This window comes from Rahnella sp. GSA61A (assembly GCF_019969905.1).
GTDB lineage: Bacteria > Pseudomonadota > Gammaproteobacteria > Enterobacterales > Enterobacteriaceae > Rahnella > Rahnella aceris.
In genome coordinates this window covers 387,520-406,469 of the sequence record NZ_JAHXYO010000002.1, presented here as the reverse complement: position 1 = coordinate 406,469, position 18,950 = coordinate 387,520, and the positions used below count along the sequence as shown (strand labels likewise).

General features: G+C 49.9%; 23 protein-coding genes and 3 tRNA genes. 9 read left to right on the top strand and 17 right to left on the bottom strand.

What is annotated here, in order from left to right:
- Positions 1–94 precede the first annotated feature (94 nt).
- The gene (gene mdoC, locus LC431_RS04035) at positions 95–1,279 is read left to right on the top strand and encodes a glucans biosynthesis protein MdoC (RefSeq protein WP_013576278.1); all 1,185 of its coding nucleotides are present in this window, start codon (positions 95–97) and stop codon (positions 1,277–1,279) included.
- A gap of 83 nt (positions 1,280–1,362) precedes the next feature.
- Here mdoC and LC431_RS04030 read toward each other — a convergent pair whose 3' ends face one another.
- Positions 1,363–2,397 carry an HlyD family secretion protein gene (locus LC431_RS04030; RefSeq protein ID WP_217244025.1) on the bottom strand — a complete coding sequence of 345 codons (1,035 nt, stop codon included), beginning with the start codon at positions 2,395–2,397 and terminating at the stop codon, positions 1,363–1,365.
- Between the two features lie 58 nt (positions 2,398–2,455).
- A complete protein-coding gene (locus tag LC431_RS04025; RefSeq protein WP_131638057.1) occupies positions 2,456–4,057 on the bottom strand; it encodes an MFS transporter in 1,602 nt (533 codons plus the stop codon).
- Positions 4,058–4,305: 248 nt separating this feature from the next.
- Here LC431_RS04025 and LC431_RS04020 point away from each other — a divergent pair, with 248 nt between their 5' ends.
- Both LC431_RS04020 and LC431_RS04015 read left to right on the top strand, forming a co-directional pair.
- Entirely contained in the window at positions 4,306–5,100 is a 795-nt protein-coding gene (locus LC431_RS04020; RefSeq protein WP_013576281.1) for an IclR family transcriptional regulator, read from the top strand.
- A gap of 14 nt (positions 5,101–5,114) precedes the next feature.
- Positions 5,115–5,675, top strand: a complete 561-nt coding sequence (locus tag LC431_RS04015; RefSeq protein ID WP_223509295.1) for a universal stress protein — start codon at positions 5,115–5,117, stop codon at positions 5,673–5,675.
- On the opposite strand, the gene LC431_RS04010 is transcribed toward LC431_RS04015, so the two are convergent.
- From LC431_RS04010 to LC431_RS26275, 3 genes are all read right to left on the bottom strand, one after another.
- A complete protein-coding gene (locus LC431_RS04010) occupies positions 5,627–5,887 on the bottom strand; it encodes a hypothetical protein (RefSeq protein WP_013576283.1) in 261 nt (86 codons plus the stop codon). The genes LC431_RS04015 and LC431_RS04010 overlap by 49 nt on opposite strands.
- 399 nt (positions 5,888–6,286) lie before the next feature.
- Positions 6,287–6,649, bottom strand: coding sequence for a DUF2502 domain-containing protein (locus LC431_RS04005; protein ID WP_013576284.1), 363 nt, complete (start codon positions 6,647–6,649; stop codon positions 6,287–6,289).
- A 251-nt stretch (positions 6,650–6,900) separates the two neighbouring features.
- On the bottom strand, positions 6,901–7,032 hold the full coding sequence (locus tag LC431_RS26275; protein ID WP_013576285.1) for a hypothetical protein: 132 nt from the start codon (positions 7,030–7,032) through the stop codon (positions 6,901–6,903).
- A 185-nt stretch (positions 7,033–7,217) separates the two neighbouring features.
- On the opposite strand from LC431_RS26275, the gene LC431_RS04000 reads away from it, so the two are divergent.
- Entirely contained in the window at positions 7,218–7,430 is a 213-nt protein-coding gene (locus LC431_RS04000; protein ID WP_013576286.1) for a YccJ family protein, read from the top strand.
- Between the two features lie 76 nt (positions 7,431–7,506).
- Here the strand turns inward: LC431_RS04000 and LC431_RS03995 are convergent, their stop codons facing one another.
- The 3 genes from LC431_RS03995 to LC431_RS03985 form a co-directional block, all read right to left on the bottom strand.
- Positions 7,507–7,770 carry a hypothetical protein gene (locus LC431_RS03995; RefSeq protein WP_015690199.1) on the bottom strand — a complete coding sequence of 88 codons (264 nt, stop codon included), beginning with the start codon at positions 7,768–7,770 and terminating at the stop codon, positions 7,507–7,509.
- A gap of 48 nt (positions 7,771–7,818) precedes the next feature.
- Positions 7,819–8,094 (bottom strand): hypothetical protein, encoded by a 276-nt coding sequence (locus tag LC431_RS03990; protein WP_119261819.1) that lies wholly within the window; start codon positions 8,092–8,094, stop codon positions 7,819–7,821.
- Positions 8,095–8,218: 124 nt separating this feature from the next.
- Positions 8,219–8,728: a YlaC family protein gene (locus LC431_RS03985; protein WP_013576289.1), complete on the bottom strand. Its 510-nt coding sequence runs from the start codon at positions 8,726–8,728 to the stop codon at positions 8,219–8,221.
- A gap of 177 nt (positions 8,729–8,905) precedes the next feature.
- On the opposite strand from LC431_RS03985, the gene LC431_RS03980 reads away from it, so the two are divergent.
- Positions 8,906–9,382: a GyrI-like domain-containing protein gene (locus LC431_RS03980; protein WP_112198567.1), complete on the top strand. Its 477-nt coding sequence runs from the start codon at positions 8,906–8,908 to the stop codon at positions 9,380–9,382.
- A gap of 4 nt (positions 9,383–9,386) precedes the next feature.
- Here the strand turns inward: LC431_RS03980 and deoR are convergent, their stop codons facing one another.
- Together deoR and LC431_RS03970 are read right to left on the bottom strand one after the other, a co-directional pair.
- Positions 9,387–10,151: a DNA-binding transcriptional repressor DeoR gene (gene deoR / locus LC431_RS03975; RefSeq protein ID WP_112198566.1), complete on the bottom strand. Its 765-nt coding sequence runs from the start codon at positions 10,149–10,151 to the stop codon at positions 9,387–9,389.
- Positions 10,152–10,235: 84 nt separating this feature from the next.
- Complete coding sequence (locus tag LC431_RS03970; RefSeq protein ID WP_112151619.1) at positions 10,236–10,895, bottom strand: metallophosphoesterase; 660 nt, start codon at positions 10,893–10,895, stop codon at positions 10,236–10,238.
- A 223-nt stretch (positions 10,896–11,118) separates the two neighbouring features.
- On the opposite strand from LC431_RS03970, the gene LC431_RS03965 reads away from it, so the two are divergent.
- Positions 11,119–11,385, top strand: a complete 267-nt coding sequence (locus tag LC431_RS03965) for a hypothetical protein (RefSeq protein WP_013576293.1) — start codon at positions 11,119–11,121, stop codon at positions 11,383–11,385.
- A 267-nt stretch (positions 11,386–11,652) separates the two neighbouring features.
- On the opposite strand, the gene LC431_RS03960 is transcribed toward LC431_RS03965, so the two are convergent.
- From LC431_RS03960 to uvrY, 6 genes are all read right to left on the bottom strand, one after another.
- Positions 11,653–11,738 (bottom strand) — tRNA-Leu (locus LC431_RS03960).
- 11 nt (positions 11,739–11,749) lie between these two features.
- A tRNA-Cys gene (locus tag LC431_RS03955) sits at positions 11,750–11,823 on the bottom strand.
- A gap of 58 nt (positions 11,824–11,881) precedes the next feature.
- A tRNA-Gly gene (locus LC431_RS03950) sits at positions 11,882–11,957 on the bottom strand.
- A 148-nt stretch (positions 11,958–12,105) separates the two neighbouring features.
- Positions 12,106–12,654: a CDP-diacylglycerol--glycerol-3-phosphate 3-phosphatidyltransferase gene (gene pgsA, locus LC431_RS03945; RefSeq protein WP_013576294.1), complete on the bottom strand. Its 549-nt coding sequence runs from the start codon at positions 12,652–12,654 to the stop codon at positions 12,106–12,108.
- Between the two features lie 56 nt (positions 12,655–12,710).
- A complete protein-coding gene (gene uvrC / locus LC431_RS03940) occupies positions 12,711–14,546 on the bottom strand; it encodes an excinuclease ABC subunit UvrC (protein WP_013576295.1) in 1,836 nt (611 codons plus the stop codon).
- On the bottom strand, positions 14,539–15,195 hold the full coding sequence (gene uvrY, locus LC431_RS03935) for a UvrY/SirA/GacA family response regulator transcription factor (protein WP_013576296.1): 657 nt from the start codon (positions 15,193–15,195) through the stop codon (positions 14,539–14,541). Before uvrY ends, uvrC begins: the two co-directional genes overlap by 8 nt.
- Positions 15,196–15,934: 739 nt before the next feature.
- Between uvrY and LC431_RS03930 the strand changes: the two genes are divergently transcribed.
- From LC431_RS03930 to LC431_RS03920, 3 genes are all read left to right on the top strand, one after another.
- Positions 15,935–16,159 (top strand): DUF2594 family protein, encoded by a 225-nt coding sequence (locus LC431_RS03930; protein WP_013576297.1) that lies wholly within the window; start codon positions 15,935–15,937, stop codon positions 16,157–16,159.
- A 109-nt stretch (positions 16,160–16,268) separates the two neighbouring features.
- On the top strand, positions 16,269–16,442 hold the full coding sequence (locus tag LC431_RS03925; RefSeq protein WP_015697983.1) for a hypothetical protein: 174 nt from the start codon (positions 16,269–16,271) through the stop codon (positions 16,440–16,442).
- A 3-nt stretch (positions 16,443–16,445) separates the two neighbouring features.
- Positions 16,446–17,204, top strand: coding sequence for a helix-turn-helix transcriptional regulator (locus LC431_RS03920; RefSeq protein ID WP_112151624.1), 759 nt, complete (start codon positions 16,446–16,448; stop codon positions 17,202–17,204).
- On the opposite strand, the gene leuA is transcribed toward LC431_RS03920, so the two are convergent.
- Positions 17,191–18,861, bottom strand: coding sequence for a 2-isopropylmalate synthase (leuA, locus tag LC431_RS03915; protein ID WP_112151625.1), 1,671 nt, complete (start codon positions 18,859–18,861; stop codon positions 17,191–17,193). The two genes, LC431_RS03920 and leuA, sit on opposite strands and share 14 nt — an antisense overlap.
- Positions 18,862–18,950: the final 89 nt, after the last annotated feature.

The following is an 18,950-nucleotide window of genomic DNA, read 5'->3' as shown; positions in this document are numbered from 1 at the left end:
TGTCAACGATGGTCATTTTTGCTTACGTGCAAAATTAGCCTTAAAGACAAATTACGCTCTAAAATTAGGATGAGCTACTTACAACGGATACGTAATGACACAGCCAAAACCACAACGTGAGTTTTTCTTAGACTCCATCCGCGCATATTTGATGCTGCTGGGTATTCCTTTCCATATATCATTGATTTACTCCAGTCATATCTGGGCGGTAAACAGTGCAATACCCTCTGACGGCCTGACAATATTTAATGATGTTATTCACGCCTTCCGTATGCAGGTGTTCTTTGTTATCTCGGGCTATTTTTCTTATATGCTGTATGAGCGCTATGACCCGCAGCAGTGGCTGAAGGTGCGTCTGGAGCGGGTTGCCATCCCGCTGGCGGCGGCCTTCCCGCTGATCACGATTCCGCAGCTCTATTTCCTGATGAAATTCACCAGCAAGTTTTCTGACTGGAATAATATGGATTTTTATCAGAGAATTAATGTGACTGTATGGGAACTGGTCTCGCATTTATGGTTCCTGTTAACCCTGGTTATTCTCACCAGCATTTGCTTTTACCTCTTCAAATTTATTAAAGAAATTAAGAATAGTCGTATTCAAATAATAAAAAGCCGTACAAATAGCTTAGGAAAAATCTCAATTATATTTCTTTTTATCGGTTTAATTTACGCGGCATTTAACAGAAGCCTGTATCTTTTTGCACCAAATTTACTTTCCAACGGCGCGTTTAATTTCATCGTCATGCAAACGTTGTTTTATCTGCCGTTTTTCATCCTGGGTGCACTTGCTTATAAATTCTCCTGGCTGAAAGAACTGTTTCTGAAACCCTCCGCGACTGCCGGGGTAGTCAGCATTTTCCTGTTCGCCGCTTACATGTTCAATCAACATGTCAATACGCCACAGCTGTACTCAATGGAAATCGATGCCATCATCACTACCCTGCTCGGATTCCTGATGGTCAATGTGGTGTTTTCATTCAGCCATTATTTACTGAATTTCCAGGCGCCATGGATCACCTATCTGGTGAACTCATCCTTGTTTATCTATCTGATCCACCATCCTTTAACGCTGATTTACGGTGCGTTCATTACACCGAAAATTCACAGCGACTGGCTGGGATTCTGGCTGGGGCTGGTGTTTGTATTCGGTATCGCCTTTTTGCTGTATGAAGTGCATAAGCGCATCCCGATCCTGCGGTTCCTGTTCTCTGGCAAACCCCAGCATCCGGCTAAAAAGAATTCAACCGACGCGAATCCGCCGCAAAATCAGGCTTCCTGATACGCGGACATTGACCCCATACAAAGTCAGCGACATGAAAAAGGCGATCTCCGGAGTCGCCTTTTTGTTTCAAAATTTGTTATTCAGCGCGATGTGATATCAATTGTCGGGATCACAGACATCCCGACTTTCAGACGCTTCGCATCGGGCTGATTACTGTCGAGCACAATTTTAACCGCCAGACGCTGTACAACTTTAGTGTAATTGCCGGTCGCATTGTCCGGCGAAATAGGCGAAAACGTCACGCCGGTGGCAGGCGAAATGCTGTCCACCTTCCCTTTGAGGGTCACACCCGGCAACGCATCCACCTTAATCTCAACCGGTTGATGCGGCTGCACATCACCCAGTTGTGTCTCAAGGTAGTTCGCCACAATGTAAGCGTTTTTCAGCGGCACCACGGCCAGAACGCGTGCTCCTGCAGCCACATATCCGCCGATACGCAACGAGCGCTGCCCGACCACGCCATCCACCGGCGCCGTAATTTCGGTATAAGAAAGATTCAGCTTCGCCTGTGCCAGCGCCGTTGCGGCTGAATCGATTGCAGCTTTCGCTTCTGCCTGTTCCGCTTTCAGTACATCAACCTGCTTTTCAGCGCCCAGAGCTGCGGCCATATCACTCTGCTGCGCAGCCAGTTTTGAACGTAAATTGGCATCAGACTCATCACGTGCATCGGCCGTGCCGGAGCCATTTTGCAGCAGGCGTTTATAACGGTCAGCACTCTGACGCGCATAAGCAATACTGGCCGCATCAGCATTAACCAGTGCCCGGGCCTGCAAGATAGTCTGTTGTTGTTTCGCCAGTTGCGCGGTCAGGCTGAGTATCTGCGCATTAGCGGTTTCCAGATTTGCTTCTGCCGTCAGTACCGCATTGCGGTAATCACGATCGTCGATTCGGGCAAGTACATCACCGGCTTTCACCATCTGGTTATCCTGCACGTAAACATCCGCAATCGTGCCGGAAATCCGCGGCGCGACCAGCGTGGAATCTGCAGAAACAAAGGCATCGTCAGTAACGGGTAGAGTGCTCTTGCCGAGTATCCACAAGGCGATGACAACCAGAAATATCACTACCACAGCGGCACACAGCCAGCTCAGGCGGACAGGTGAGGTTTTTATCATGATGTTGTTCTCTCGTACTTTTCAGAGTGGAATACTACGGTTAATAGTGATGCGATACTCAGGGACGTTTAACCAGAGACTGAGGCGGATATGTGCGTTTAGGTAAAATGGCGACCAGCAATATCAGGGAGAGTGCCAGCCCGATGATCACCATGTAAGCGTCCGATATTCCCAGCACCAGCGCCTGCTGTCTCACCCCTTGAGAAAACCGGGTGAGTATTTCTGTCGAAATCGCTGCGCCGCCGCTGTTCAGCGGGGCCAGAAAGCTGCTGTCGCCACCATATGGCTGTGAGAGCAGATAGCTCACGCTACCGGCGTGATTGAGCAAAACATTGGAATGGAATTGTTCGCGGTGGCTGACAAAAACAGCCAGCAAAGAACCGCCCATCACGCTGCCCAAACCGCGGGTGGTGTTAAACATCGCGGAGGCAAAAGGCCCTTCCGGTGGCTGTACAACACTGGTTGCACTCATCAGGATCGGCAGGACCGCCATCGGTTGTCCGAAAGCCTGCATAATCTGGATCAGATAGAAATTATCGCGCGCCCAGGCACCGGTAAGATGTGTTCCCCAGTAACAGGAAAAGCCCACCAACCCTAATCCGCAGACAAGCACCCAGCGGCTGTCTATCCAGCGCATGGTCAGCACAAAAGCGATCAACGGGGCGAGTAATAGCTGCGGTAAACCGATAGTCAGCGCCAGCGGTCCGACCTGTATGGCACGAAATCCGCCAACCTGCTCCATATAACTGGCGGGTAACGCGGAGCCCGATAAGAAGAGAAACATCAGAGCGAACAACGTGATTAAGCCGTGCGTCAGATTATGTCTTCTCAGCATTTGTAATTTGAACAATGGCAACGGGTGATACCATTCGTTGACCAGGAAAACCGTCAGCAAGCCAAGCGCCGTGAAAAACATCAGCGTAATCAGCGGCGAACTGAACCAGTCGAGGCGTTCTCCCTGCTGCAAGGCCAGCACCAGCAGCGTTACTCCGCCCGTGCCAGTCAGCATGCCAACGACATCCATTTGCCGGAAACGCTCAAAACGCGGCGGATCCTGCGGCAGCCCGTGGGCAATCATCGCTACCGCCAGCAGACACGGTGGGATCACCTGCCAGAACACCCACTCCCAGCCGACATAATCGGTCCAGATGGCCGCCAGTGAAGTCGCCATATTTGGCCCGAAAGTCGCCGTCAGCGCATAAGCACTCAGCCCGTATAACTTGTATTGCGGCGGCATAAAACGCAGGGCGGACGTCATCAGTAACGGCGGCAAAGCACCACCGAACACGCCCTGAACTGCGCGCAGTGCAATGAATACCGGCAGATTTGGGGTGTACGGCAAAACAGCGGCAATAAGAACAAAACCCAGCGTGACGAACACGGTGAAACGACGCAGTGAAAAGGTCATGGCAAACCACGGTGCCAGCATCATTGCGGAGACTTCCGCCGCCTGATAGGCACCAATCAGCCATGAGCCCTCATCTGTGCTGATGCTGAGTGCGCCACGAACATCGGCAAGCGCAATGTCAGTAACACGGTCGTTAAGGCCAGAACACAATGAGGCGATTAAAACCCCCAGTAACCCGATAACCAGCCTTAACGTAAAAGGGGGCGGCACGGGCAGTGCAGCAACAGGCGCCATTGTGATTGTCTGATTCATCGTTAACTCCACCGCTTTATCATGGCGGCGATAGGAAGAAGGCAGGTTTTGTGTCGCAGAAGTGCAAAATAAGCGACCTGCATCACAAATATTTCGATGCATTGCACCACATTGTGATACACACAGAAATACTATAATACGGTGCACTGTATTGCAATGTGATTAAAAATTGTTTTTCACCCGTTGAGCCATTACATTGACCACTCAGGTTTATGGACAGGATCACGCACGGAGATAAAGGAGAAATCATGGCTCAGGACAATCCGGCAGACGAAGAACGCAGCGGTGGGATTCAGGTGATCTCGCGGGCGGCCACCATACTCAATTCGCTGGGAAAACATCCGCAGGGAATGAGTCTCGGTGCCATTGCCAATGAAGTGGATTTACCACGTTCGACTGTGCAGCGCATCGTCGCCGCACTGGCCGAAGAAGGGCTGGTTCGCTCAGAAGGTAGCGGAGGCGTACGGCTTGGCCCGACGCTTCTGAAACTCGTTTCAACGGTCCATACCGATGTCATCGCCATCGCCTCCCCATTTCTGCGTCAGCTTTGCGACAACACACAGGAAACGGTGTCGCTCGGGCGGGCAAGTGGTCGGCAGATCGCCAATATTCACAGCATTGTGGCCGAGCGGGAACTGCGCGTGGTGCCGCGCGTCGGCCTGAATCTGCCCATTTACAGCACATCGAGCGGCCGTGCCCTGCTGTCGCTAAAAACCGATGAAGAGATCCGCATTATTGTCGGGGATGTGCTGGAGCCCGCCACGGAAAATACCGTGCGTACCCTTGACTCACTGCTGGAAAAAATCGCCAGTGTGCGGGAAAGCGGAATTGCGATGGAAGAGGGAGAAACGGTAAACGGCGTTACCACGCTGGCTATCGCAATAGATACAATTTTAGGCCGTTACTCGGTATCGGTACTTTTCCCTACCGCCCGGCGGGCAGCCAAAGAGTCGCAAATCCGTGAAGCGTTGCTGGAATGCAAACATGCCCTGATTGGCGAAATTGGTAAATTGGATGAAACCCAGGTATCCGGTGGAAAATAAAGAAAGGAATTGCCGTGTTTGATGTCATTTTGTTAGCCGTAGACGGCTCAAAGCAATCCCTTCTCGTGATTGATCTCGCCCGCCAGCTGGCAAAGGGAAGAGCTTCAACGGTTTTCGTCACCTGCTGCATTGACGAGTCTTACGCACTGGAAAATAACGGCGACGTTCCCGGTGAAATTGTCAGCTACCCGCCGGCAGAAGAAGAGCAAAACACCGCACGCGCCGTGGTCGGGCATGCGCTGGAAATTTTGTCGCAAGCAGGGATCAATGCGAAAGGCAATCTGATCGTCGGTCCGGCCGGAGAAGCGCTTGTGGCTGAAGCTGAAAGAATCAATGCTTCGGTGATTGTCATCGGCCACCGTCAGCTTTCAGCGTTTGGACGGATGATGAAAGGCTCGGTCAGTGCGGAAGTGATCGCGGCCGCCCCCTGCCCGGTTATGGTTGAAGTTCGCGGTAGATGCCAGACGACAAAAAGCGCCCTCAGGCGCTTTTTCAGACGGGTAAAGAACAGTAATAACGAAGCGGATTATTTAATGTTTATCAGCCCCATGGATTTTGCCCAATCTGAGATGTGATCCCGATAAAAGAAAGTGATGTCCAGTTCCAGTGAACATTCCTTTGATGGCGTCACACTGCCTAAACACGGATATTCCAGCGGACGATATTCAAAAAGGAAATCATCCATTTCCTCATCAGTCATCAACTTATCGCCTTCTATTTTATCCTGATAGAAATAGGCATCCAGCATCCAGGCGCGGTATTCAAAATCATTTTTAATCAATTGCATAGGAATAATCTCGCTAAATGACATGTTACATATCTGACAGGGCTTTCCCCTGTATGACGGCCTGTTTCATCAGATATGTGTCGTATTCGAGCCATCCGTTGCCGATTTCATAACAAGAAATTAACATATTAATGACCGTTAGCAAGCTGCAATTACTCTTAAAAAAGTTTTTTCCAAACTCACCTGCGCTCAATAGAATGAAAAAACATCTTTATATAATTCAAATAAATGAATCACATTATTTGCATTCATAAAGTAATTAATTAGGAGAGAATTATTAATAGCGGGGGGAGAGAATGTGGAAGGAACAGAACTGACATTGGGGATGCTTTTGCATCGCCACTGCCAACCCTGTTCCCAAAATCTTTAACGTCTGCCCTTCAACTCATCAAACTTTCGTTACCAGCGGCCCGGAGGCGGACCTTCGCGCCAGTGTCCCGGAGGGCCATCACGCCAGTGCCCAGGAGGGCCATCGCGCCAGTAGCCGGGTGGCGGGCCTTCATGCCAGTGCTCATGATGCCAGTAGCGTGGCGGCGGCGGGGCCGGTTCGTAATAAACCCAGTGCCCGCGGCCTTCATCACGATAATGCTGGTCCCACCAACCCGGTGGACGCCAGTCACCACCATCCCAATAGTATCCGCGGTCGTCACGGTCTCCGATATGCAGTGACAACCCTGGCATATTAACGCCAAGCTCGACGTTCGCCTGTGCGACAGCTGGCAAAGTTAGCAAAACGGCGAGAACTAAAATTAGTTTTTTCATTGTGAACCTCACGACCTGCTTATCAGGTGGTGTCAAAGTACCCCCAGCTATCTTCCTGTTCTATAGGAATTTATCCCAAAAAAAAACCCTTAACGTAACCCTTACATTTGCGTCAATCCACCACCTCGTCCAACCAGGCGCAACGCTATGGCTGCAAAGGAAATTCAGTTCAACATTGCAAAGCCGTTATAAATGACAGATACAAAAAAACCGCCGAAGCGGTTTTCTTTTTGCTGCTTTGTTGTGCAAAATCAGATTTTGCAGCCTTCGCAGTCACTTTCGTCCTGAACGGCTTCAGGCACTTCTGCTGCTTTTTCAGCTGCTTTCACTTCGGCAGTTTCCAGTGCAGCATCAATGTCAAAATCAAAAATATCGTCGCTCATTATCATCACCTTAAATGTTCAAAATCGCGTTCAGTATAAACGACAGCCCCTGCCAGGCGCCGGTTTTTTTGTGCCCTGCTGCCGCCGCATTTGCATAAAGTGCATCGGGAAACCATAGTTATGGTGAATGCAACGGTGTAACAGAGACACCTTTATGAATATGAAATAAACACGAGGAGAACCGGATGACGACGTCAAACATCAAAGCGTGGGCAAATACCCGTGAAACCTCTCACGAAATCGCCGAGGCCATTTTCGAACTGGCGAATAACGACGAGACGCTGGCACAGAAAATCTGGGAAGAAGGTAACGACGAAGTATTGCCTATCGCGTTCGCCAAGACCAAAGAAGACCATTTGTTCTGGGGCGAAGAGAAAATTGATCGGCAAAATGTCTGATAGCCACAGCGTGAACGGCTGACGCTCAGCCCTGAGTCAGACTTAGGGCTGAATCTGCATTAAACCGGCCTGGCAGTTAGCTGTCGAAGCCAAATCCCATTTTATGCGCCCACTCAAAGATTTGCTCTTTGTAGAAAAAACGCGGCTCACACACCCCCGGTTCGCCTGGTGTCTGGATCATCACAGCCACGCACGGATAAGCCACCGGACGGGCGTCAAAGATAAAGTCATCCACTTCCTGATCGGCAAACTCAGAGGTTTCGCCTACCGCACTCGCCTGGAATATTTCATCCATTATCCACTGACGGTATTCAAATTCGTTGCTGATAAATTTCATCATTTACCTCTGCCTGGCTTTTACTCTGCTTGCGGTCATTGCCGGGTTAAATCAATGGTGTAAGGCGTCGCCGCCACAGCAAGGGCACACTTCGGCGCGCGTTACCGACATTTGCGCACTGCCGTCGGAGTCCCATTCTACTCTCAACGGTTTGCCGTTATCGTGTACGACTTTGATGAAACGATCAAAATGTGCAGCCTGCCCGGTCATCGTTTCGGTGACTAACAGTTCATCGCCAGCATAAATACGTGCAGTAGCTTGCGTGTCCTGCTTTTCGCCCGAAATGATTTTGTGCAGATGGTGAATGGTAAGTTTGATTCGTTCCACTATAGCTCCTGTCACGGCTCAACATCATTTTCTCGTTTAAACACATTCACGAAAATGATGCCCAGCCGCTATTTTATCAGAGCATGCAGGGTAACGTCATGGCCTGATGCCATGTTTAGAGGGGTTAAGAGTGAGCTAACTGTGCTGTTCCGGTGCTATCTGGCAAATGGCGTTCCAGCCGGGCCAGATCGTAAACATCATAGAAATCCACAAAACCTTTATGTCGGACAATGGATTCAATGCGGTTTTTGATGTGCTCGCTGACATCAGGGGCGCTGAGTATTTGCTTCACGGCATCAGCAGAAAGCTCGCGGCTGAAATACCATTCGCCGTTATAACAAACGCGTAAATCAAGCACCCCGATATCTTCGTAGCGATAAACTGGCTTAATTTCCAGCAACAGCATCGCGGACATAAAGATCAGGAAAGCCGTAAATCCGATAAACCAGCCGAGCCCCATATAAGGTGAAACGTACATGACGATGCCCACGGCGATATACCCGACCAGCATAGCCAGACATAACCAGGGATGGTTTATAAAGAACTCAGCATTGATCCGCGCTTTACCATCGCGCCCTTCCTGACGATTGATGCGATCAATTTCACTGTTTAATACGTTTTTGATTACGTCCATCTCATACCTCATTGCGTCACGACTATAATGCAATCTGATTACATAATTTTATCACGACAACTGTTATAGCGCGTAGAGCAGTTCACCGCCGTTAATCGGTAAACTGTTATAGTTTGGTATTTGCACCTTACTCAACATGGAACCCGTTCAATGCATGTCAGATAAAAGGAGATCATCGTGGCATTATTAATTGTAGAGAGACCGGCCAAAAAGCTGGTGAGCTACCGGGTGGTTGGCCCCTATCAGGAGTCAATCCACAGTGGTTTTCAGCAACTGATGAAATGGGCTGTACGGCATCATCAGCCGCAAAACGAATGGCTGACGTGGTTTCATGATAATCCTGACACCACACCGGCAGAAGCTTTACGTGCTGATCCGTCGGTGTGTGTAGCCGATAATTTTATTCTCGATGATGCAGAAGGACTGGCGTTGCAAACGCTGCCGGGAGGCACGTATGCGGCGTATCACACCACGATCACAGACGGCAATTTTGAAAAGGCCTGGCGGGAATTCTACAGCCAGCTGCTGGCCAGTACGAGCTATCGCCCGGACGGAAAAGCGTGCTTTGAGCACTATCTCAGCGACGGCTCCAAAAATGGCATCTGGGAAGTGGTTTTTTATCAGTCGGTCGAAAAAATCCCGGCAATCCGCTGAAGTGTTAAACCAGCAGCGGAATGTCGGAGAGCTCGCAGAAATCGACATAAGCCTGTGGTGGTTCAGCGTCGCTGACCACCACATTAAAACGCGCAAGCGGCGCGATGGCTGCGGGCCTGACCTGATCAAATTTGCTGCTGTCAGCGACGAGAATGCTCTGCGCTGAGCGTTCTATGGCCTGATGTTTCATCAGTAATTCATCAAAATTAAAGCAGGTCACACCGTGTTCAATACTGACGCCCGCAGCGGAAATAAAGGCTTTCGCCGGGCGGATAAAGTCGAGTTCACTGCTGCGCCCGATAGGCGTAAAAATACTGTTACTGGATTTAAACGCACCGCCGCACAAGATGACTTCACAGTGAGGTTTATCCTGCAGCGCCAGAAACGTATTGAGCGAGTAACAAATGGCCGTAAATACCCGGTTATCGGCAATGCTTTCAATCACATAAGGCATTGTCGTGCCACAGTCAAAAAATACCGTATCGTTATCCTGAATAAGACTGGCTGCGCGGGCAGCGAGACGTTGTTTCTCTGCAACATGGCGGGTTTTCTGTTCACTGATAAAGTAGTGCGTCGCCGGATTATTCTTCGGATCAATCACAATATAACCGCCGAGTAAAATTACCGGTGCGGGTGCTGCGCTGAGATCACGGCGGACAGTCATTTCCGAAACATTGAGCAGTAAAGACGCTTCTTTAAGGTGAATTTTGTCGGTCTTTTTTAATGCCAGCAACAGACGCTGAATCCTGTCTTCACGCTTATTTTCCATGATGTTATCCCGTGCCTTCCCGGTTCGCAGCCGCTCACTATACCGTTGCCCGTCAGTCACCGCAAACCCCGGTAACGCCTGACATTACTGCAGCTGAATAAGCGTCAGATAACCGCCAAATACAGCGCCCGTATCAATATAAAACTGATTGGCAAACTGCATTGCATGTTCAACCGGCGTGTGACCGAAATAAAATTCATCAGCGCCAGCTATCGGTTGAAAGCGACCCGCCAGCGCAGAATTCACACGTTCACGATCCCAGATAACCTCATCACCATCCATTAGCTTATCGAACACATATTCATTGGAAAGGTAATCAGCATGGGCCACCACGATACGCCTGCCCTCACGGTTCGTCAGTTCGAGAATATGTGGCAGCGTGTCAGCCTGTAAAATCAGCGCTTTCGCCTCTTCTTGTTTGTCGTGTTCAAGAGCATAAAACCAGTCGCCGCCATTACGTAACCAGCGCGGGATATTCTCTTCGTTTATGGCATCAATCGCCATCTGCTCGTGATTTCCGCGTACACAAGCAAACCAGGATTCATTGAGCAGTTGCAAACAACCGACACTGTCAGGCCCGCGATCGGCAAGATCCCCCACAGATAACAGCAGATCGCGGTGGGGATCGAAAGACACTTTCGCCAGCTTTTCCCCAAGCAAACTCAGGCAACCATGCAAATCGCCAACAATATAAATGTGTCTGTATATTGAACAATCAATACGCTGGTACAGAGCAGGAGTCATACTTCGCAAAAATCCATAATCAGGATGAATACCTTAAGTGTAATGCAAGATGATAATGAGGAAAGCGGAGAAAATCGGGAGAAGACTTTACTCTCTCATCAGCGGCTTATGCGCTCTCTACACTGAGTTGACGCTGAAATCCACTGATAATTAAATTATCGTTAAGTAACTGACGCCTTTTTGTGCTAGACTACTGCCCGCTCTAAGTAAAACCGGAGGTTTTATGAGTTCCACAGTTTTAAGCGCTCAAGACGAGTGTCCGTTATGTCAAAGCAGGAATAAGACGTCGGTTAATATGTCGGCGAAAATTGTTACTGTGACCTGCACTTCGTGTGGCCGCTACAGTATCTTCCGCAAAACCATGGAAGAGATTTCAATCGACAGGAAGAAACGCGTTGCCCTGCAGGCGTTTTTCACCAGCCAGCCTAACTACCATTTGCCGCTATCAATCAGGGCATTGAGCAACACTGATTCATCGGGTGAATTCTGACCCTAAAAACGCCCCTCGGGGCTGTTTTAATTCCTGATTTTCTTCATCCCTTTTACTCAACAACCGACATTGTGTTCAGAGCACCTCATTCTGGCTGAGGTCGCGAGCGCGAAGGATGTTATTGAAGAAACACTTAAGGCCCCTGTTGCAGGTGGCCTTTTTTATCGCATCTGGATTACGCGAATTTCAGGCATAAAAAAACCACCCGAAGGTGGCTATAACGACATTACTACTTTATTGCTTTTGATTATTCAGCTAATTTTCCCATGGTACCCGGGACGAGACTTGAACTCGTACAGCCATAAGCCGAGGGATTTTAAATCCCTTGTGTCTACCGATTCCACCACCCGGGCTCCGGGAAAATTGGAGGCGCGTTCCGGAGTCGAACCGGACTAGGCGGATTTGCAATCCGCTACATAACCGCTTTGTTAACGCGCCTTAAATCTTACTACTTGTCTTGCACTTAAACCAATTCACGAACCAGTTTAAGAAAATTTGGAGCGGGAAACGAGACTCGAACTCGCGACCCCGACCTTGGCAAGGTCGTGCTCTACCAACTGAGCTATTCCCGCTTTAATCAGAACGTACTGATTTTTTTAACTAATCTTCTGGCACAAGACTGGCTGCCTTCCGATGCGTTGCATTCTACTGACCTGACGGATTGAGTCAATAAAATTATCTGCTTCATGCGTTCGTTTGACGTTTTTTACGGCAGTTTGATCAGGGTTCCAGCAAATCATGGCGCGCAGCGTTGAGATATTGGAACATTGACCAGAAAGTCAGCACTGCAGCAATATAAAGTGCAACCACGCCAACCCAGACCACAATAGCATCAGGACGCCACAACAGCGCGACCAGCGACAGCATCTGCGCCGTGGTTTTCACTTTCCCGATCCATGAAACCGCCACACTGCTGCGTTTTCCAATCTCAGCCATCCACTCACGTAGCGCGGAAATAATGATTTCGCGGGCAATCATGGTCGCAGCCGGTAACGTAATCCACCAGGAGTGAAAATATTCAGCCACCAGCACCAGCGCGATCGCCACCATCACTTTATCGGCTACCGGATCAAGGAATGCACCGAAACGCGTCGTCTGCTTCCAGCGGCGTGCCAGATAGCCATCAAACCAGTCGGTCACGGCAGCAAAAACGAAAATCAACGCACAGACCATTGATGCCCATGGATAAGGCAGATAAAAGGCCAGCACGAAGAACGGTATCAGTACAACGCGGAACAGGGTGAGGCACGTAGGTATATTAAATTGCATAGCGAAGGTAACTGTTTGTCCGGTGTGGATATTATGAGTATGTTGCTACATTGCCCTTAGTGTTTCAACGCATTATGAATCTTTTCTGCCAATGCGATAGAAATACCCGGTACCTGTGCAATTTCCTCTACGCTGGCATTCAGTAATGGCTGAATGCCTCCCATGTATTTCAGTAAAACCTGACGCCGCTTCGGCCCGACGCCTTCAATTTCTTCCAGCGCACTGGTCGTACGGACTTTCGCACGTCTCTGCCGGTGGCCGGTAATCGCATGGTTATGCGAGTCATCACGAATATGCTGGATGACATGCAACGCTGGCGAATCAGCGGGTAACGCAATCCCCTCACCTTCCGGCACAAAGAACAGCGTTTCGAGCCCGGCCTTACGATCCGCACCTTTCGCGATACCAATCAGTAAAGGTTTGGATTTGTCCCACTCCACATTCAGCGAATGAAACACATCCAGCGCCATGCCGAGTTGCCCTTTGCCGCCATCAATAAAGATAACGTCAGGAATTTTATTGTCATCGAGCGTCTTACCATAGCGACGCTGCAATACCTGCGCCATCGCCGCGTAATCATCGCCGGGCGTAATGCCGGTAATGTTGTAGCGTCGGTATTCAGAACGCACCGGGCCATTGCCGTCAAAAACCACGCAGGAAGCGACTGTCTGCTCGCCCATAGTATGGCTGATGTCGAAGCATTCCATACGGTTAATTTCCGCAAGATTCAGTGTTTTTGCCAGTTCAGACAGCCGCTGATGGATTGTCGACTGCTGAGCCAGTTTGGTCGTCAGTGCAGCAGAGGCATTGGTGCGCGCCAGTTTCAGATAACGGGCACGGTCGCCCCGCGGCTTACTCTGGATTTGCACTTTGCGCCCGGCCAGTTCGCTGAGCGAATCGGCCAGCAGATCTTTTTCCGCCAGACTGAAATCCAGCAGAATTTCGCCGGGCAGTGTCCGTTGCTGACTGCCCTGCAAATAGAATTGTCCAACGAAGGTCTGCACCACTTCGCCCAGATCGGTGCCGCCTGGTACTTTCGGGAAATAACTGCGGCTGCCCAACACTTTGCCCTGACGGATAAACAGAACGTGCAGACATGCCATACCTGACTCGAAGCCCACGCCGATCACATCCAGATCTTCGCTGTTACCCGACACGAACTGACGCTCTGTCACGCGGCGTACAGCCTGAATTTGATCTCTTATCCGCCCGGCATCTTCGAAGCGCAGCGCTTTACTGGCTTCTTCCATGCGGTTTACGAGCTGTGTGACGACCTGCTGGTCTTTACCGGACAGGAAAAGGCGAACGTATTCCACCTGATCTTTATAATCTTCCTCACTCACCAGCCCTTTGACACACGGCCCCAGACAGCGACCAATCTGATATTGCAGACAAGGGCGCGAACGGTTGCTGTATACGCTGTTTTCACACTGGCGGATCGGGAAAAGTTTTTGCAGCAGCGCCAGTGTTTCACGCACGGCATAGGAATTAGGAAAAGGCCCGAAATACTCGCCTTTGGCGTGCTTAGCACCGCGGTGAACTGAAAGTCTTGGATGATTATCCGCGCTGAGGAAGATCAGCGGATACGACTTATCATCGCGTAACAATACGTTATAACGCGGCTGATAAAGTTTGATGTAATTATGTTCGAGGAGCAGCGCTTCGGTTTCCGTGTGGGTCACCGTCACATCGATTTGCGCGATGTTTTTGACCAGCGTTTCGGTTTTGCGGCTGGAAACCTGGACGCGAAAATAACTCGAAAGACGTTTTTTGAGGTCTTTGGCTTTACCTACGTAGATTACGGTGCCGCTGGCGTCATACATTCTGTAGACGCCAGGCTGGCTGGTGACCGTTTTCAAAAAGGCTTTTGGGTCGAAACGCTCATCACTCACTGCCTGATAAAGTCTCCGTATTGAACAAACCGTGCCGGATTGCCAGATGTGTTAACTCAACATCACCGCTGATATTTAATTTACTAAACATCCGATAACGATAACTGTTAACTGTCTTCGGGCTCAAGTTCAGCTGTTCAGAAATTTCATTGACCTTTTGTCCCTTAGTGATCATCAGCATGATCTGCAGTTCACGCTCGGATAAGGAATCAAAAGGCGTTTCAGATTGTGGTTCAATCTGGCTCAGTGCCATTTGCTGAGCAATGTCGGAGGCAATATAACGCTGACCCGAATCAACCAGACGGATAGCATTGACCACTTCCTGTGGAGCTGCGCCTTTGCTCAGGTAACCGGAAGCCCCCGCCTGCATCACTTTGGCCGGTAGCGGATTTTCAGTATAGATCGTTAACATGATGATCTTGATATCTGGCGAAAAGCGGACAATTTTCTTGGTCGCTTCAAGCCCGCCAATACCTGGCATGTTCATATCCATCAGGACAATATCAACGTCATTGGTCCGACACCATTTGACGGCATCTTCACCGCATTGCGCCTCACCAACAACTTTGATGCCTTTGATATCTTCAAGAATGCGTCGGATCCCTGCGCGCACCAGTTCGTGGTCATCAACAAGAAGAACGCTTATCAAAGAGAATTCTCCAAAAAATAAGGGCAACACACCGTCAGGGACTTCACGCTTGTCTTACGTAAACCTACGTATCGAACATTAAAAATTTGCTCTCAGACAGCTTATAAATGAAGAGAAGGTGGCAAATAAGAGGCCAATATCAACTAACTCGCCCCACTACCGCTCATCGGTAGTATTTTTAAAGCAGAAAGACACAGTTATTTATTATAGCCCGCGTATTTTACTCTATCAGACGTTCCTGACCAAGGAATGTCTGCAAAAAACTACTTTGCTGAATGTAAATGAGAAGTACCACCCACTGTATTAATAAATTATTAAAAATACGTGTCTAATCAAAGATCAAGCAGAAAAATCTGCGGTCTCTTTTAAGCGGTAAGTAAATAACTCCAGGCCCTTACTCATATCTGAAACTCTCTTTACGCCATGCTGGCTATTTAAGCGTCAGCACTGTCACTTCATATATCTATGATATATCCAATTATTATTTGCGATCGCACGAATTGATGATGGCTTATATGAATAAGTCTGCACATAAAGATGAAAAATTCTCAATCCCCCATTATGTTTAGTATTCTTTACTCATTGTCCGGAAACACTATATGCAGACGCTTAACCTCCCGTTTTAAGCGGCCATTCTGGCCCTGCCCTAAAACGTGCCAACTATGCTAAAATGCGGCCACTTTTCACCTGTTCAGAATTCGGTGCGCTGCCTGACAGCTTGCCTGAGGGGATACAAATAATGAGTAATTGCGATTTTACGACTGAAGCAAACGTTGAAACACTGGCAGCAGAAGTTGCCTGCCTGAAAGCCACCCTGACCCTGATCCTCAAAGCGATTGGCCAGGCTGATGCAGGTAAAGTGATGCTGAACATGGAGCGTTTTGTCGCGCAGATGGAAGACGAACAACAGGCTGCCGTGTTCAAAAATTCCCTGCAGCAAATCAAGTTTGCTTACCGTCAGTAATGCTATTTCAGAGTCTGTCACCCTGACAGGCTCTGCCTCTCTCCGCCCGGTTATTCCCCGCAATGTCTGCTATAATCATGCCCTGCATTCATTCAATGAGAACATAAGCATGAGCGACGAAAAGAATAAAGAAAACAAAAGCAAAGCCGACGAAGTCCATGTCAGTGACGGGCTGGGAGAACTGTTTGAAGTTTCTGAACAACTGACGGAAGAAGAAATTGAAAAAGCGGCAGAAGAAGCCAAACAAGCCGTAGAAGATGCCAAAAAACAGAAACATCATTGATCAATGCATCACAACTTCCTTGCCCCGCATCAGGTGCTTGCGCCTCTGGCTATTGATTATCAACATGGTGACAGCGAGCCAGCCCACAGTCACAACTGCTCACAACTGATTCATACGCTATCCGGTATTGTAGAAGTGCATACGTCGCTCGGCACCTGGATGGTGCCGCCCGGGCGCGGGGTCTGGCTGCCTGCAGAGGTTGAACACAGTCTGCGTTTTATCGGCGGTGTAAAGGCCCGCACGCTGTTTGTCGATCCCCTCGCCCGTGCTGACTTACCTGCGCAATGTCAGGTAGTGCAGATTTCTCCGCTGCTGCGTGAACTGATTTTGGCCTCGCTGACTATTCCGGCCGATTATCTGCCCGGCGGGCGCGATGAACGCATCATGGAATTATTGCTTGATGAACTGCGTCTGTTGCCGACACTGCCTCTTTATCTGCCGGAACCCAACGAGCCGGAGCTGAGCGGGCTTTGCCAGCAAATTCGTGCGGATCTTTGTTCAACGTGGGAACTGGAAGATGTCGCGCAACGTCTGAATATCAGCAGCCGAACGCTCTCACGCCGTTTCCAGCGTGAAACGGGATTACGTTTCAGTGACTGGGTTCGCCAGGCAAAATTGCTCGAAGCACTGAACCAGCTTGCCGTTGGCGTTTCAGTTATTGATGTGGCGCTGGCACTCGGCTACGACAGCCCGAGTGCCTTCAGTGCGATGTTTCGCCGGTCGCTTGGCGTCTCACCCAGCGAATATTTTAATCAGTCATAATGGCGCTGGCTGCATTGAACAGTGCCTGCAATGAAGCACTGGACACATCGCTGTCAATCCCCACGCCATAACACGTTTCGCCCAACCGCCCCCGACAGCTCAGATACGCCACCGCGCGACTGTGGCTCTGATGTCCCAGCGTATGTTCATGATAATCGCCGATTTCCAGGAGCACATCGTAACTGCGACGCAAAGCATCCGCTGCACCGGACAGCAAACCGTTACCGCTACCCGTAATATGTTGTTCTTCATTACGATAGCGGATCCGCGCACTGAAATGGCAGACGTTTTGCTCATCGCTGCGGATGTCATAACTGAGCAATTTCACCACGGGCAGATCGGTTAACCCGTAACGCTGCCGGAACAGTCGCCAGATATCGCTGGTGCTCATTTCCTTGCCATGCGTATCGGTTTCACGCTGCACCGCTTTACTGAAATCAATTTGCAAACCGCGCGGCAATTTCAGCCCGTGATTCTGTTCCAGCAACCAGGCCGCCCCGCTTTTCCCGGACTGGCTGTTCACGCGGATCACCGCTTCATAACTGCAACCGACATCCGCAGGATCTAACGGCAGATACGGCACGCGCCAGACCGTGCTCTCTGATGCTTTCTGTGCAGCAAACCCTTTTTTGATGGCGTCCTGATGCGAGCCCGAAAATGCCGTAAACACCAGTTCACCGGCATACGGATGGCGCGGATGCACCGGTAACTGGTTACATTCCTCCACCGCCTCGACAATCGTCTGCAAATTGCTGAAATCCAGCTGCGGCGAGATGCCCTGCGTGTAAAGGTTCAGCGCCAGCGTCACAATATCCACGTTGCCGGTGCGTTCACCGTTACCAAAAAGACATCCTTCCACACGGTCGGCACCGGCCAGCATCGCCAGCTCAGCACAGGCCACACCGGTTCCGCGGTCATTGTGCGGATGAACGCTGATGGAAACCTGTTCGCGGTGGCTGAAATGACGGCAGAACCATTCAATCTGGTCGGCATAAACATTCGGTGTGCTGACTTCTACTGTTGCCGGTAAATTAATGATCATCGGCCTTTCATTGCCCGGTTTCCAGACATCCGCCACGGCTTCACACACTTCCAGCGCAAACTCCAGTTCAGTGAAGCAGAAGGTTTCCGGTGAATACTCAAACGTCCATTCAGTCTGCGAATATTGCCCGCACAACTGACGAATTTGCTGAGCGCCGCGAACCGCCAGCTCACGCGTTGCGGCCTGATCCTGATTAAATACCACTTCACGGAACACAGGCGCAGTGGCGTTATATAAATGCACAATGGCACGCGGCACATCTTTGAGTGCCTCAAAGGTGCGGGCAATCAGATCCGGCCGCGAAGGCGTCAGCACCTGAATCACCACATCATCCGGGATGAGCTTCTCTTCAATCAGGCTGCGGACAAAATCAAAATCGGTTTGTGAAGCCGAGGGAAACGCCACCTCAATCTGCTTAAAACCACACTTCACCAGCAAATCAAAAAACTGACGCTTACGGGCATTATCCATGGGTTCTGCAAGCGCCTGATTGCCGTCACGCAAATCACTTGAACACCATTGCGGCGCTTTACAGAGCACATTTCCTGGCCACTGGCGATCGGGTAAATTCACCTGCGGGAAGGGGCGATATTTTTGCGACGGGTCGTTTAACATACGATTCTCCTTTTATCATTGGGCAGCGGTTATGTTCCGTTAAATCCATAGTACGCAAACGATAACTTCCTGCGCCTGACTAACTGACA

Coding starts and splice junctions, on each gene's coding strand:
- LC431_RS04010 (WP_013576283.1), bottom strand. CDS start 5,887: ATGCAATTGATTAAAAATGATTTTGAATACCGCGCCTGGATGCTGGAT.
- LC431_RS04025 (WP_131638057.1), bottom strand. CDS start 4,057: ATGAATCAGACAATCACAATGGCGCCTGTTGCTGCACTGCCCGTGCCG.
- LC431_RS03925 (WP_015697983.1), top strand. CDS start 16,269: ATGAGCGACGAAAAGAATAAAGAAAACAAAAGCAAAGCCGACGAAGTC.
- LC431_RS03965 (WP_013576293.1), top strand. CDS start 11,119: ATGAGTTCCACAGTTTTAAGCGCTCAAGACGAGTGTCCGTTATGTCAA.
- LC431_RS26275 (WP_013576285.1), bottom strand. CDS start 7,032: ATGAGCGACGATATTTTTGATTTTGACATTGATGCTGCACTGGAAACT.
- deoR (WP_112198566.1), bottom strand. CDS start 10,151: ATGGAAAATAAGCGTGAAGACAGGATTCAGCGTCTGTTGCTGGCATTA.
- mdoC (WP_013576278.1), top strand. CDS start 95: ATGACACAGCCAAAACCACAACGTGAGTTTTTCTTAGACTCCATCCGC.
- LC431_RS03920 (WP_112151624.1), top strand. CDS start 16,446: ATGCATCACAACTTCCTTGCCCCGCATCAGGTGCTTGCGCCTCTGGCT.
- LC431_RS04000 (WP_013576286.1), top strand. CDS start 7,218: ATGACGACGTCAAACATCAAAGCGTGGGCAAATACCCGTGAAACCTCT.
- LC431_RS04030 (WP_217244025.1), bottom strand. CDS start 2,397: ATGATAAAAACCTCACCTGTCCGCCTGAGCTGGCTGTGTGCCGCTGTG.
- LC431_RS03995 (WP_015690199.1), bottom strand. CDS start 7,770: ATGATGAAATTTATCAGCAACGAATTTGAATACCGTCAGTGGATAATG.
- leuA (WP_112151625.1), bottom strand. CDS start 18,861: ATGTTAAACGACCCGTCGCAAAAATATCGCCCCTTCCCGCAGGTGAAT.
- LC431_RS04020 (WP_013576281.1), top strand. CDS start 4,306: ATGGCTCAGGACAATCCGGCAGACGAAGAACGCAGCGGTGGGATTCAG.
- LC431_RS03930 (WP_013576297.1), top strand. CDS start 15,935: ATGAGTAATTGCGATTTTACGACTGAAGCAAACGTTGAAACACTGGCA.
- pgsA (WP_013576294.1), bottom strand. CDS start 12,654: ATGCAATTTAATATACCTACGTGCCTCACCCTGTTCCGCGTTGTACTG.
- LC431_RS03970 (WP_112151619.1), bottom strand. CDS start 10,895: ATGACTCCTGCTCTGTACCAGCGTATTGATTGTTCAATATACAGACAC.
- LC431_RS04005 (WP_013576284.1), bottom strand. CDS start 6,649: ATGAAAAAACTAATTTTAGTTCTCGCCGTTTTGCTAACTTTGCCAGCT.
- LC431_RS03985 (WP_013576289.1), bottom strand. CDS start 8,728: ATGGACGTAATCAAAAACGTATTAAACAGTGAAATTGATCGCATCAAT.